Consider the following 14,803-nt stretch of genomic DNA (forward strand, 5'->3'; position numbering starts at 1 on the left):
TTTCCTAAAAATTTTTTATAGAATTATTTAAAAAAATACAGTCTAAATAAATATTTTTTTGAAATAAATACTAAAAAGGATATATTTATGATAAATAAAGAAGAAAAAAAATTGGAAAAAGAACAAGAAAACTATAAAGATATAACAATAGACGATAATAAAAATAATAATTTAATAAAAGAAAATTTGATTAAATTCTTAGAAATTCAATTAAAAGAATCTGAAGAAAAAATACTAGAAGTAGAAATGATAACTGAAAAAGAAATAATATCAGTTTATAATAGGTTAGATAAAGAAATTGAAAAAGCTAGAAAATTTTCTTTAGAAAAATTAATTATAGATTTCTTACCTATTATTGATAATATCGAACGTGCATTAAATATAATAGAAACAAATAAATCTGATACTAATTATATAGCAATTTTCAAACAATTAAAAAATACCTCTGATTTATTAAAAAAATTTTTTACTTTATTACAGGTAAAAAAAATAGATGATATAAATATATCATTTAATCCAACAATTCATGAAGCCATGTCAATTCATTATACTGATGAGATGGAATCGAATCAAATAGTTACAGTTATGCAACCTGGCTATCTTCTACATGAATCTCGTTTATTGCGCCCTGCTATGGTAATGGTTTCAAAGAAAAAAACATAAAAATTATACATTTTTTAGATTTAATAATATTCAGTTTTTATTAGATCTAAAAATAAAACATTTTTATTGATAAAAACTGTATATTTTTTTTAAATTATTTTTGATTTTCTAAAAACAAAATACTTTTTTTCTTCTTCTTTCTTTTGGATCTATTATTAAATTTCTATAAATTTCGATTCTGTCTCCATCTTTTACGTGTGATTTTAAATTCACTAATTTATTATGAATTCCCACACGATTATTATGTAATGAAATACTATCTATTTTTTTTAATAAATTTGATGCTAAGATGGCATCTTTTACTGTTGATCTAGATCTAAGATTAACTTCATAAATATATTGAATGTCTGGTAAAGCATAAACAACTGTTACTTGAATAATGTTCATGTTTTTAAAAAAAATATAGTTTAATCTAAATCAATATTCTAACTCATTTCACTTTTGGAATAAACTAAATCATGATTCATAAAAAGAAATGTCATACAAAATCATCTAAGATTGTAGTTAATAATAAAGCATATCATAATTATTTTATAGAAGAAGTGTTTCAATCTGGTCTAATGTTAGAAGGATGGGAAGTAAAATCTATTAGATCAGGTAAAATAAATATTTCAGAGAGTTATATAACTAGCCATCTTAATCAGATGTATCTTTGTAATTCTTTAATCCAACCGTTACCAATGTCTTCAAATCATATTTTTTGTAATCCAACAAGAAAAAGAAAATTATTATTACATAAAAATGAAATTAATTTTTTATCTTTAAAAAAAAAAAATATAGGATATACATTAATTTCGTTATCTTTGTTTTGGAAGAGATCTTGGTGTAAATTAGAATTTGGATTAGCCAAAGGTAAAAATATGCAAGATAAAAGAATAGAACTAAGAAAAAAAGAATGGGAAAAAGAAAAGTTCAAAATACTTAAAAAAAATAAATTATTGTCTTGAAAATTTTTTATAAAATATGAAAAAAGATATAAAATGGATGAAATTAGCATTAAAATATGCATATTATGCTAAAAAAAAAGGTGAAATTCCTATAGGTGCAGTATTAATTTTTGAAGAAAGAATTCTTGGAATTGGTTGGAATAATTCTATTTCTCAAAATGATCCTACTGCACATGCAGAAATTATAGCATTGCGCAATGCAGCAAAAAAAATAAAAAATTATAGATTATTAAATACTACATTATATGTAACTTTAGAGCCTTGTATTATGTGTTGTGGAGCAATCATACATAGTCGTATTAAACGTTTAGTATTCGGTACACCTTGTAAAACATTTAGTGACAGATGCTCTTTAAAACATATTTTTTCAAATTCAGAAAAAGACTATAAACTAAACATCGAAAAAAATATTATGCAAAAAGAATGTGCTAGTATTTTAGTTAATTTCTTTCAGAAAAAAAGACAAGAAAAGTATATATCTTTAAATAATTTAAATTAAAGTTAAGACTCTAAAACAACTAAAGCATATACATATAATTTTTCATCAGATATACTAACATGTATAGATTTACATTGAATTTCTATAGCTTTTTTTAAAGCTTTTTTTAAAAAACGTAATTTTGGTTTTCCTGATTGATTATTATAAAATTCTAATTGCTTAAATGTTATTCCGTAATTTATTCCTGTTCCTAAGGCTTTAGAAGCCGCTTCTTTAGCTGCAAATTTTTTTGCAAGAAAAAAAATATTATTCTTACTCAGAACATATTGATTCCATTCTTCCTTAGATAAAATTTTTTTAGCAAATTTATTTCCATAATTAAAAAAAATTTTTTTAATACGTGAAATTTCTATTATATCTGCTCCTATACCTATAATTGGCATTATTAATAATATATCCTTTATTAAAACAATTAATTTTATTCTGCTTATTTGGGGGATTTAATTTTTAACCCATAAAATAAGATGAGTTTTTATGTGAAATTCTTTTTCTATATTCTTTCGAGAAATCATACTAATTTTTTTTATTTTCTCTCCATTACGACCAATTACAATCCTTTTTTGTCTTACATTTTCTACCCAAATAATTGCTCGTATACAATATACTTCTTTTTTTTCTGTTTTTTGAAAAGATACAATTTCAACTTTAACTATAGAAGGTAATTCATCACCTAGTAATGATATTAATTGTTCGCGAACAATCTCAGATGCTGTAAAAAATTGAGAATTTGTTGTGATATAGTTTTTAGGATATATATGAGATTTTTCAGGTAAATAGGATTTAATTATCTTATTTAACAAAATTATGTTTTTAGTTTTTTTTGCGGAAATAGGAATAACTTCTTTGGGATTAACTTTTTTTTTAAGAAAATCAATAAATGGTAATAAAATGACTTTATTAGAAATTTTATCAATTTTATTAATTAAAATAACAATTGGAACATTGTTTTTTTTTATTATATTGAAAATTTTTTGATCATGTTCAGTCCAAAAAATACGATCGATCATAAAAATAATTAATATTGTATTATTTGTTATTTTATAGCAGTTATTTTTTTTATAGTTAATTTGATCATTTTTCTTTTCAAATAATACTCCCGGTGTATCTGTATAAATAGCTTGATAATGTTCTTGTGTTTTAACACCTATAATATTTTTTTGTGTTGTATTTTTTTTTCTTGATACAATAGAAATTTTTTTTCCAATTATTTGATTTATTAAAGTTGATTTGCCAACATTAACTTTACCAATAATAGTTATATGTCCACAATATTTTCGTTGTATGTTCACTCTACACCTAATTTAATTAATGCTTTCTGTGCCGCATCTTGTTCGGCTTTTCTTCTACTAGAACCAGTCCCGATTAAATACTCTGAAATAGTGTTTACTTTACAGTGAATAGTAAATAATTGATTATGGGCTTCACCATATACTGCCACTATAAAATATGTAGGCAAAGACAAATGTTTTGATTGTAAATATTCCTGCAATCGTGTTTTAGGATCTTTTTGAGTATCTCCAGGGCTTATTTTTTCTAAACGTTTTTCGTACCATTTTAATATCAGTTCTTCTACAGTTTGAATATTACTATCTAAATAAATACTTCCAATAAGAGCTTCTACAGCATTTGCTAAAATAGATTCGCGACGGAATCCACCACTTTTTAGTTCTCCTTGCCCTAGTTTTAAATATTCTCCCAAATCAAATTCGCATGCAATTTCCGCTAAGGTATTACCACGTACTAAAGTTGCCCTCATGCGACTCATGTCGCCCTCATCAATGTATGGAAAATGTTGATATAAAGCATTAGCAATGACGAAGCTTAAAATAGAATCACCTAAAAACTCTAATCTTTCATTGTGTTTACTACTTGCACTACGATGTGTTAAAGCTTGTTTTAAAAGATCTTTATGAGTAAAAGTATATCCCAATACTTTTTGTATTTTTTTTGTTACTATATAGTTCATGTTATACCAATTGCAATAATATTTTAATTGATTCTACATATAACACAGGAAAAATAGAAATTTGATAAAATTGAAAGTGCATGTCAATATAAAAATATTATTATATTATGTTATAATAATTTTTTCTAATATATATTTCCAATTCTATTTATACGTATGCCAGTAGGCCATTCATTTTCATTTTTATCAAAACTCATCCATATTTTAATGGCTTTTCCCACTAAGTTTGTCTCGGGCACAAAACCCCAATAACGACTATCTAGACTATTATCACGACTATCTCCCATCATAAAATATTGACCCTTTGGTACTATCCAAGTTAACTTAGGCATGTTTTTTTGTTGATAGTAATTTTGTTGTGGATTTTCAATGTTATTTAAGAATAATATATTATGTTTTAAGTTGTCGATATTTTCTTGAACAATATCAAAATACAATGAATTATATATTTTTTTTCTTTCTGTAAAGTCATTTTTATTCAAAAAATATATTTTTTGAATAAAATTACTTGATTTAGCTTTTGAATAACTAATAAATAATTTTTTTTTGCAATTGTTTCTATTTAAGTAATTTGGATATATTTTGATATGTTTATTATGAATATCATATTTAATTTTATCACCGGGCAATCCAACTACACGTTTAATATAATCTATTTTATTATCACGGGGATATTTAAAAACGACAATATCTCCACGTTTAGGATGGCTTATATTTATTAATGTTTTGTGTGTAATTGGTTCTTTAATAGCATATGAAAATTTTTCTACTAAAATAAAGTCTCCAACTAAAAGTGTAGGCATCATAGAACCTGAAGGAATTTGAAAAGGTTCATAAAAAAATGAGCGTATAATAAATATTAATAAAAAAATTGGGAAATAAGATGCTAAAGATTCAAAAAAACATATTTGATTGTTTAAGTTTAGTGTATTTTTTTGGTATATATCATTTTTTTTAATTATTTTTTTATTAATTAAATAATTTTTAATCTTTTTTATACGATAAAATATCCAAAATATTCCAGTAAAAAATGTAATAATTAATAAAAAAATAGTTAGTATATTAGCCATTTTAATTTCCTTGTATTAATTTTTACTAGTATTTAAAATTTCTAGAAATGCTTGTTTAGGCATATTAACATTTCCTATTTTTTTCATTCTTCTTTTTCCATCTTTTTGTTTTTGTAATAATTTCTTTTTTCTGCTAACATCTCCACCATAGCATTTTGCTAGTACATTTTTTCTTAATTGTTTAATAGTCGAACGTGCCACAATAGAATTATTAATTATAGCTTGAATGGATATATCAAATTGATGCCTAGGTATTAATGTTTTCATTTTATCAACTATTTCACGAGCACGATATTGTGCATATTTATGATGTACGAGAATTGTTAATGCATCGACTTTTTCCGAGTTAATTAATATATCTATTCTTACTATTTTCGCAGATTGAAAAAATTTAAAATCATATTCTAACGAAGCATATCCTTTAGAAACCGATTTTAGTTCATCAAAAAAATTTAATACTACTTCGTTCATAGGTATATTGTATTTTAATGATACTTGATGTGTATGATAAACCATGTTAGTTTGAACACCTCTTTTTTTTATACACAAGTTAATAACTGATCCCAGAAATTGAGGAGGTGATAAAATATTACATTCAACTATAGGTTCTTCAATTTTTTTTATATTGGTCATCATCGGAAAACTAGAAGGACTATCTAAATAAATAATTTTTCCATTTAATAATTCTACTTTATAAATCACTGTGGGTGCAGTAGAAATTAAATCAATCCCATATTCCCTTTCTAAACGTGCTTGAATGATTTCCATATGTAATAAACCTAAAAATCCACATCTAAATCCAAATCCAAGAGCTGTAGAATTTTCCGGTTCATAAAATAGAGAAGAATCATTTAAACTAAGTTTTCCTAATGCATCTCTAAATGTTTTATATTGATCCGATACCATAGGAAACAAACCCGCATATATTTGGGGTTTGATTTTTTTAAATCCCATCAAAACATTTTTTGCAGGATTTTTAGCTTGAGTTAATGTATCCCCAACAGGAGCAGCTATAATGTTTTTAATACCGCAAATAATCCAACCTACTTCACCGCATTTTAATTTGTTTTTATTCAATTTTTTAGGAGTAAAAACTCCTAATTGTTCAACAAAATAATTTTTTCCTGTACTCATGACTTGAATTTGATCCTTTTCAAATAAAATTCCATTTTTAATTCTTATTAAAGATACGACACCTAAATAGTTATCAAACCATGAATCAATAATTAAAGCTTGAAGGGGATTCTCTATCGAACCATTCGGAGAAGGAATATCAGTAATAATCCGTTCTATTAATTCTTTAATGCCTTGTCCTGTTTTAGATGAACACCTAATAGCATCTAGAGCAGATATTCCTATAATGTCTTCTATTTGTTCTGCAACCTTATCTGGATTTGAATTAACTAGATCTATTTTATTTAAAACTGGAACAATTTCTAGATTCATTTCCAATGCTGTGTAACAATTGGCTAAAGTTTGCGCTTCAACTCCTTGAGTAGCATCTACAACTAATAATGCTCCTTCACATGCCGCTAACGATCGTGAAACTTCGTAAGAAAAATCAACATGACCTGGAGTATCAATAAAATTTAAATGAAAAATATCTCCAGTTTCATTCTTGTAATCAATCATAACACTTTGAGCTTTAATAGTAATGCCTCTTTCTCTTTCTAAATCCATAGAATCTAGCACTTGATGAGACATTTCTCTTTCAGATAAACCACCACATATTTGTATTAACCGATCAGATAAAGTTGATTTTCCATGATCAATATGGGCTATAATAGAAAAATTTCTTATATTTTTCATATGTATTTTTATACCATATTTATTTTTTATATATTTTAACATGCAGTTAAATATTTTTTATTATTTTTATAGACTTTTTAATTAAAATAATTTATTAAATATAAATTTAATATGTTTTATATATTCAGGATATAATAGTATATTCACTACTGTTATTTATAATATATAATAAATAATAAAAAAATATGAAAATATACGTATAAACAACTAAAATTAATATTATCAACATGACAATAAAAAAATATAAAAAAGTAATTGTTGCTATGTCTGGAGGTGTAGACTCATCCATTTCAGCATGGATGTTAAAAAAACAAAAATATAAAGTAGAAGGTTTATTTATGAAAAACTGGGAAGAAGATGACGAAAAGGGATATTGTAATTCTACTCAAGATTTATATGATGCAAGAAATGTATGTAAAAAATTAAATATATATCTTCATACAATAAATTTTTCTACAGAATATTGGGAACAGGTTTTTGAAAATTTTTTATATGAACATAAACAAGGAAATACGCCAAATCCTGATATATTATGCAATAAAAAAATTAAATTTAATTTATTTTTTAATTATGCTCTTAAAGAACTTGAAGCAGATTATATTGCTACAGGTCATTATGCTCGTATAAAAAAAATAAATAGAAGATATGTACTTTTAAAAGGTATTGATCTTAATAAAGATCAAAGTTATTTTTTATATACTTTAACTGAAGTTAAACTAAAAAAAATTTTATTTCCTATTGGAAATTTAATAAAAACTCAAGTGAGAAGTATCGCTAAAAAAATAAATTTAAAAGTCGCTGAAAAAAAAGATTCTACTGGTATTTGCTTTATTGGACCTAAAAAAATAAAAAAATTTTTAAGTCTGTATATTACTGAAAAAAAAGGTAATATAATTACAACTGACGGGAAAGTCATTGGGGAACATAACGGTATTTTTTATTACACTTTAGGACAAAGAAAAGGATTAGGTATTGGCGGAATAAAAGATAAATATAACATACCATGGTATGTAATAGAAAAAAATCTTAAAAAAAACACATTAACAGTTGCTCAAGGATCTTTTAATAAATCCCTTATGTCTATCGGTCTAATAGCTAAAAATATTCATTGGATTAATAATCAAGTATCTTTTCCTATTTCTTGTATGGTGAAAACAAGATATCGTCAAAAAGATATCATGTCTAATATAGAATGTATAAATAATAAATATATCAAGATAATTTTTGATCAACCCGTTAGAGCAGTTACACCAGGTCAATCAGTAGTGTTTTATTTATCAGAAAAATGTATAGGTGGGGGCATTATTAAATCTAGATTGCCATTATTATAATTTTAATTATTTTAAATAGTAAGGAGATAATTGTGATTAAAAAAATGTATTCAATTACATTATCACTTGCAGGTATTTGTCAGTCAGTTCATTTAGTACAACAATTAGCTCAATCGGGAAAATGCGATAGAGATGCATTTAAAGTATCTTTACAAAGTATTTTAGAAATCAATCCTGATTCTGTGATAAAAATATATGGTAATCATGAAAAAAATTTAAATGTAGGATTAAAAAAATTAGTATCGATTTTAACTTTTTCTAATTTTTCTTTTTCATATATAGAATTAATTAAATATATTTTTGACATGATGATTGTTGAAAGAAAATTAAAAAAAGATCATATGGCAACTTGTTCTTTAAAAAAAAAAATATTAATTGTATCTAGCGAGTATTATATTAATAATAATATTCATATTTTAACTAGTCAATTAGCGAAAATATATCTCGATATTATTAGTTCTTTAGGTTCTCGCATTTTAGTTAAAGGAGTTAAAGTTTTTTTACAAGATTTTACAATCCAGGAAAAAATTCGTTGCTTGTTACTTTCAGGTATTCGTTCTATAGTTCTATGGAAACAATTTGGCGGAAATCAAATAAAGTTAATATATTTTAGATATTATATTATTAGAAAAGCAAAAAAAATATTGTTTAATTTAAAAAATTAGGATGTAGTATATGGAATTAACTTCTTTAACAGCTATATCTCCTATTGATGGTAGATATAGCAGTTCTACAATATTGTTAAGAAATATCTTTAGTGAATTTAGTTTTTTTAAATATCGTCTTGCAATAGAAGTGCAGTGGTTAAAAAAAATAATTAGTATGTCTGAAATATTAAATATTAAAAGCGTCATAGATGATAAAGAAATACTATTTCTCGATAATATTATTAAAAAATTTAACGAAAAAGATGCACTATATATTAAAAATATAGAAAAAAAAACTAATCATGATATTAAAGCATTAGAATATTTTTTAAAAGAAAAAATTTCTAAATCAAAAAATCTTTCACTATTATCTGAATTTGTACATTTTGGATGTACATCAGAAGATATTAACAATTTAGCATATGCATTGATGTTAAAAGATGTGCGTAGTCAAATAATTTTACCATTATGGAAGAAAATTATATTTTTTTTAAAAAAAATGATTTTTCAATATAAAAACATTCCTTTATTATCTCTAACTCATGGACAACCAGCTACACCATCAACTATGGGTAAAGAAATTGCTAATTTTTACTATCGAATGCAACGTCAGTATATAAAACTTGAAAATATAGAAATATTGGGAAAAATTAACGGTAGTACTGGTAATTATAATGCACATTTAGCAGCATACCCAGAAGTTAATTGGCATAAAATTAGTGAAGAATTTATAAAATCCTTAGGTATTCATTGGAATCCATATACAACTCAAATTGAACCTCATGACTATATTGCAGAATTTTTTAGTTGTATGTCACTTTTTAATACAATATTAATTAATTTTAATCGCGATATGTGGGGCTATATTTCTCTTAATTACTTTAAACAAAAATCAATAGAACAAGAAATAGGCTCTTCAGTAATGCCACATAAAATAAATCCAATTAATTTTGAAAATTCTGAAGGTAATTTAGGTTTGTCCAATGCTTTAATGAATCATATGATAAAAAAGTTACCAATTTCTCGATGGCAACGTGATTTAAGTGATTCTACAGTATTACGTAATTTAGGAGTCGCTATTTCTTATGCAATTATCGCTTATTATTCAGTGTTATCTGGAATTAAAAAGTTAGAAATTAATGAATTTCAATTGTTTAAAAACCTAGATGAAAATTGGTCTATTTTATCTGAACCGATTCAAACTGTTATGCGTCGTTATGGAATTAAAGATGCATACGAACAATTAAAAATATTAACTCGAGGGAAAATAATAAATAAAAATATTATAAAAGATTTTATTTCTAATTTAGATATTCCAAAAAAAGAAAAAGAACGTTTAAACAAAATTACTCCTTTTAATTATATTGGCGCAGCTAGTACAATAATAAATGATATTAAATAAATGATTATTTAATTAATTAAAAATTAGCAAGAATATTTATTTTAAATATATAAGTAGTTTCTTATTTTTTATTTCATCAATAACATAAAACATTAAGGAATTTTTCTCATGAAATTAGGAATTTTAATTATTTCTATAATATTCTTAACTGGATGTAATAAATTTTTAAATACAAGACCAAATTTAAAAATAAATTATTTTTTACAAAAAAAAATTATAGAAAGGAATTTATACAACTGGAATAATTTAATTAAAGAGGCTTCTCAGAAATACAAAGTTGATGAAAAATTAATTAAATCTATTATTTATGCGGAATCTTCTGGTAATCCCAATGCTAAAAGTAGTTCAAATGCTATCGGATTAATGCAAATTAAACCTTCTGCTGCCGGATTGGAAGTATATCGTTTATATGGGAAAAAAGGTCAACCTTCTATTAAAGAACTATACAATCCAAAAGAAAACATTAACATAGGAACTGCCTATATTCATTTTTTAGAAAAAAAATTCACTCGCATACAAAATAAAGAAGTAATGAGGTCTGCTATTATTGTGGCATATGTTAATGGAATGAGTGGACTTCTTAAAATATTTTCTAAAAATAGTAAACAAGCTATAACCATAATAAATACTATGACAATGCAATCTTTCTGTACATACATAAAAAAAAACATCCAGCAAAACAAGCATTTCCTTATTTAATCAAAGTAATTAATATTTATAATCTAGTATAAAAAATTTTAAAAATAAATTTCCAACATTAAAAATAATTAATATCTACAATTGAGATGTCAAAAATGGGAATTTTGAAAGGTAAAAAAATTTTAATTACTGGAATTTCAAGTACTAGATCTATTGCTTTTGGTATAGCAAAATCTTTGTATAATCAGCAAGCAGAATTAGCTTTTGTATGTAAAAATGAAAAAATAAGCAAAAAAATCAAACATTTAGCAAATTCAATGGAATCAAGTGTTATACTATCATGTGACGTTTCTAATGATGAAAATATTAAGAATCTTTTTTTTAATTTAAGTAAAGTATGGAAGAATTTTGATGGTTTAGTCCATTCAATTGCTTATTGTCCTAAAGAATTTTTTCATGATGATTTTATTAATAGTATTACTCGAAAAGGATTTAATATTGCACATGAAATTAGTTCATATAGTTTTTTGGGATTAGTAAAAGAATGTAGAAATATGTTAAATAATTTTTCTTCTCTATTAACATTATCTTATATAGGTGCTCAAAAAGTTATACCTAACTATAATGTTATGGGTTTAGCTAAAGCTTCGTTAGAAGCTAATGTTCGTTATATGGCTTATACTTTAGGTGAGGAAAAAATTAGAGTCAATGCTATTTCACCTAATCCCATTAGGACCGTTTCTTCTTATAAAATCAAAAATTTTAATAAAATAAAAAACGATTCTTGTAAACAATCTTTTTTAAAGAATTCTATTACTATTGAAAATATAGGTAATGTTGCATCTTTTTTATTATCTAATTTATCTATAGGAATTACAGGTTCAGTAATTTATGTTGATAATGGATTTAACGTGAGTAGTATTAATAACGTATTATAATATTTATTATATTTAAATATTATTTATTTTAACATTAAACAGTAATATTTTAATAAAATATTTTATTTTTTCAAAGAAATTACTAAAACATTTTTATTACACACTTAAAAAAAATGATTTTTATGATATTTCATAAATGAGTTATATATTTAAATTAATTTTTAAACTTATAAAATGATTAATTTTCTACTATGACAATTAGGTCCCACTATTATGTTCCATAATAATCCATTATTAACACAGTTAAAAAAAAACTTGCATGCCAAGATCCCCCGAGTTGAAGGAATAGTAAAAAGTACTGAAAGAGGATTTGGATTTTTAGAAATCGATACACAGAAAAGTTATTTTATACCTCCTAAAAATATGAAAAAAGTTATGCATGGAGACAAAATAATTGCATTGTTAAAAATAGAAAAAGATAGAGAGATAGTAGAACCTGAAAAATTAATTGAACCTTTTTTAAATAGATTTGTTGGAAAGATAGAAGAAAAAAATAATAAATTATTCATAATACCAGATTATCCATTTTTAAAAGATCTAATAATATGTGAGCCTAATAAAAATTGTATGAATAATTTTTATAATGGAGATTGGGCAGTAGCTAAATTAATAAAACATAAACTTAAAGGAGATCATGTTTTTTACGCTGAATTAATTGAAAAAATTATACAAGAAGAGGATCCATTTGCACCGTGGTGGGTCACTTTAGCACGGCATAATCTTGATAGAAAAGAACCTTTAGCAGAAGAAAATGATCTTCTATTAAAAGAAAATTATGATAGAAAAGATTTAACCAGTTTGGATTTTATTACTATAGATAACATAAATACAAAAGATATTGACGATGCTCTTTTTATCGATGAGACATCTTCTCATGAGCTTTGTTTAACAGTAGCTATTGCTGATCCTACAGCGTATATAGAACGTGGTAGTAGATTAGATTTAATAGCTTCTAAAAGGGGGTTTACAAATTATTTACCAGGATTTAACATTCCTATGTTACCACGAAATTTATCAGAAAACATATGTTCGTTAAATCCTAATCAATGTCGTCCAGTACTAGCATGTCGTATTACTATTTTAAAAGATGGTGATATTTCAGATAAGATTGATTTTTTTTTAGCATGGATAAAATCAAAATCAAAATTATCTTATGAATACGTTTCGGACTGGATCGAAGGATCTGGTACATGGATACCACCTAAAAAATCTATTGAAAAACAAATATTACTTTTACATCGTTTATGTTTATTGCGTATAAAATGGAGGAAGGTGAATGCTGTATTATTTAAAGATAGTTTAGAATATCGATTTCATTTATCTGAAACTGGAAAAGTGATAGATGTGTCAATTGAAAAAAGACGTATAGCCCATAAAATAGTTGAAGAATCTATGATAATTGCAAATATGTCTGCAGCTAATTTTTTATCTAAAAATTTAGGTTTTGGTATATATAATGTCCATACTGGTTTTGATCTTGTTAATGCTGAAAATGCAGTTTCTTTTTTAAAAAATTATAATTTAAACTTTGCTGTTAAAGAAATAATGACGTTAAAAGGTTTTTGTAATCTCAGACGTGTCTTAAATATATTATCAAATAATTATATTGATAGTCGTATTCGTCGTTTTCAGTCTTTTGGAGATTTTAGCACTATACCAGGTCCTCATTTCGCACTTGGTTTTTCAGAATATGCAACGTGGACTTCTCCTATTCGTAAATATAGTGATATGATTAATCATCGATTATTAAAATCTATTATAAAAAAAGATCAAGCAATAAAACCGAGTGAAGAAATAAAATTTAAAATAAGTGAACAAAGAAGACGTAATAGAATGGCTGAAAGAGATGTTTCAGATTGGTTATATACTATATTATTACAGAAAAAAAAGTATCAAAATAAACAATTTAATGCTGAAATTATCGATATTACCAGAAGTGGCATGAGAGCTCGATTAATAGAAAATGGTGCTAATGTTTTCATACCCGGAGTTTTTTTACATCCAATCAGGGAAGAACTAACATTTAATCAAGAACTAGGAAAAGTTTTTATTAATGGTATTATACACTATAAAGTATCTGATTTTATTCGAGTAAATTTATCGGAAATTCGATTAGAAACACGAAGTATTATTGCTAAACCTGAGTATTAAAAATTTAAATATTTTTAAATAACTTGTAAACATTCAATATAAATCAGGAGTATAATATGAATATTTCAATTTTTGATTTATCTATATATATAAAATTTTTTATAGGTTTGTGTGCTTTGGTCAATCCAATTGGAATGATTCCTATTTTTACAACAATGACAAATAATCAGTCTTTTTTAGAAAGAAAAAAAACTAATTTAGTAGCTAATATTTCAGCATCATTGATTCTTTTAATATCGTTATTTTTTGGTAGTAATATTTTAAACGCTTTTGGTATATCTATTAATTCTTTTCGCATTGCTGGCGGAATACTAATTATTAGTATAGCATTCTCTATGATTAGTGGTGAATTTATCAATAAAATAAAAATAGCGAGGAACCAAAAAGAAGAAAATATAGATAATATTAGCGTTGTTCCTTTAGCTATGCCTTTAATTGCAGGTCCTGGAGCAATAAGTTCTACTATTGTTTGGAGTACATACTATTCTACTTGGATTAATTTATTTGGATGTAGTTTGGCTATTATTTTGTTTTCTCTGGTATGTTGGTTATGTTTTCAGGCAGCTCCATGTGTCGTGAAAATTTTAGGAAAAACAGGTATTAATATTATTACTCGTATTATGGGTTTACTACTGATGTCTCTTGGAATAGAATTTATCATTTCTGGAACGAGTACTATTTTCCCTGGATTATTACATTAATCTAATTAAAATATTCTTTAAGCGTACGTCGGATAGTGTC

16 protein-coding genes are annotated in these 14,803 nt (G+C 24.7%); 10 read left to right on the forward strand and 6 right to left on the reverse strand.

Going from position 1 to position 14,803, the window contains the following annotated elements; genetic code table 11:
• Positions 1-87: 87 nt before the first annotated feature.
• The gene (grpE, locus tag D9V68_RS01285) at positions 88-663 is read left to right on the forward strand and encodes a nucleotide exchange factor GrpE (protein ID WP_158357573.1); all 576 of its coding nucleotides are present in this window, start codon (positions 88-90) and stop codon (positions 661-663) included.
• 108 nt (positions 664-771) lie between these two features.
• On the opposite strand, the gene D9V68_RS01290 is transcribed toward grpE, so the two are convergent.
• On the reverse strand, positions 772-1,050 hold the full coding sequence (locus D9V68_RS01290) for an RnfH family protein (RefSeq protein ID WP_158357575.1): 279 nt from the start codon (positions 1,048-1,050) through the stop codon (positions 772-774).
• Positions 1,051-1,121: 71 nt separating this feature from the next.
• Here D9V68_RS01290 and smpB point away from each other — a divergent pair, with 71 nt between their 5' ends.
• A complete protein-coding gene (smpB, locus tag D9V68_RS01295) occupies positions 1,122-1,610 on the forward strand; it encodes an SsrA-binding protein SmpB (RefSeq protein WP_158357577.1) in 489 nt (162 codons plus the stop codon).
• Between the two features lie 16 nt (positions 1,611-1,626).
• Complete coding sequence (gene tadA / locus D9V68_RS01300) at positions 1,627-2,109, forward strand: tRNA adenosine(34) deaminase TadA (RefSeq protein ID WP_158357579.1); 483 nt, start codon at positions 1,627-1,629, stop codon at positions 2,107-2,109.
• A gap of 2 nt (positions 2,110-2,111) precedes the next feature.
• Here the strand turns inward: tadA and acpS are convergent, their stop codons facing one another.
• The 5 genes from acpS to lepA all read right to left on the reverse strand — a co-directional run bounded on the left by acpS (position 2,112) and on the right by lepA (position 6,954).
• The gene (gene acpS, locus D9V68_RS01305; RefSeq protein WP_158357581.1) at positions 2,112-2,492 is read right to left on the reverse strand and encodes a holo-ACP synthase; all 381 of its coding nucleotides are present in this window, start codon (positions 2,490-2,492) and stop codon (positions 2,112-2,114) included.
• Positions 2,493-2,549: 57 nt separating this feature from the next.
• A complete protein-coding gene (gene era, locus D9V68_RS01310; RefSeq protein ID WP_158357583.1) occupies positions 2,550-3,398 on the reverse strand; it encodes a GTPase Era in 849 nt (282 codons plus the stop codon).
• Positions 3,395-4,075: a ribonuclease III gene (gene rnc, locus D9V68_RS01315; RefSeq protein ID WP_158357585.1), complete on the reverse strand. Its 681-nt coding sequence runs from the start codon at positions 4,073-4,075 to the stop codon at positions 3,395-3,397. Before rnc ends, era begins: the two co-directional genes overlap by 4 nt.
• 125 nt (positions 4,076-4,200) lie before the next feature.
• Positions 4,201-5,145, reverse strand: coding sequence for a signal peptidase I (gene lepB, locus D9V68_RS01320; protein WP_158357587.1), 945 nt, complete (start codon positions 5,143-5,145; stop codon positions 4,201-4,203).
• A 15-nt stretch (positions 5,146-5,160) separates the two neighbouring features.
• Positions 5,161-6,954, reverse strand: coding sequence for a translation elongation factor 4 (lepA, locus tag D9V68_RS01325; RefSeq protein ID WP_187308327.1), 1,794 nt, complete (start codon positions 6,952-6,954; stop codon positions 5,161-5,163).
• A gap of 227 nt (positions 6,955-7,181) precedes the next feature.
• Here lepA and mnmA point away from each other — a divergent pair, with 227 nt between their 5' ends.
• The 7 genes from mnmA (at position 7,182) to D9V68_RS01360 (ending at position 14,763) form a co-directional block, all read left to right on the forward strand.
• Positions 7,182-8,285: a tRNA 2-thiouridine(34) synthase MnmA gene (gene mnmA / locus D9V68_RS01330; protein WP_158357591.1), complete on the forward strand. Its 1,104-nt coding sequence runs from the start codon at positions 7,182-7,184 to the stop codon at positions 8,283-8,285.
• 32 nt (positions 8,286-8,317) lie between these two features.
• Positions 8,318-8,950, forward strand: coding sequence for a high frequency lysogenization protein HflD (gene hflD / locus D9V68_RS01335; RefSeq protein WP_261979600.1), 633 nt, complete (start codon positions 8,318-8,320; stop codon positions 8,948-8,950).
• Between the two features lie 10 nt (positions 8,951-8,960).
• The gene (gene purB, locus D9V68_RS01340; protein ID WP_158357593.1) at positions 8,961-10,334 is read left to right on the forward strand and encodes an adenylosuccinate lyase; all 1,374 of its coding nucleotides are present in this window, start codon (positions 8,961-8,963) and stop codon (positions 10,332-10,334) included.
• Between the two features lie 108 nt (positions 10,335-10,442).
• Positions 10,443-11,033 carry a transglycosylase SLT domain-containing protein gene (locus tag D9V68_RS01345; protein WP_158357595.1) on the forward strand — a complete coding sequence of 197 codons (591 nt, stop codon included), beginning with the start codon at positions 10,443-10,445 and terminating at the stop codon, positions 11,031-11,033.
• 95 nt (positions 11,034-11,128) lie between these two features.
• Entirely contained in the window at positions 11,129-11,911 is a 783-nt protein-coding gene (locus tag D9V68_RS01350) for an enoyl-ACP reductase (RefSeq protein WP_158357597.1), read from the forward strand.
• 213 nt (positions 11,912-12,124) lie between these two features.
• Complete coding sequence (gene rnb, locus D9V68_RS01355) at positions 12,125-14,062, forward strand: exoribonuclease II (protein ID WP_158357600.1); 1,938 nt, start codon at positions 12,125-12,127, stop codon at positions 14,060-14,062.
• A 56-nt stretch (positions 14,063-14,118) separates the two neighbouring features.
• Entirely contained in the window at positions 14,119-14,763 is a 645-nt protein-coding gene (locus D9V68_RS01360) for a YchE family NAAT transporter (protein WP_158357602.1), read from the forward strand.
• Positions 14,764-14,803: the final 40 nt, after the last annotated feature.

Origin of the sequence: Buchnera aphidicola (Hyperomyzus lactucae) (assembly GCF_005081705.1) — a bacterium.
Classification (GTDB): Bacteria; Pseudomonadota; Gammaproteobacteria; order Enterobacterales; family Enterobacteriaceae; genus Buchnera; species Buchnera aphidicola_Y.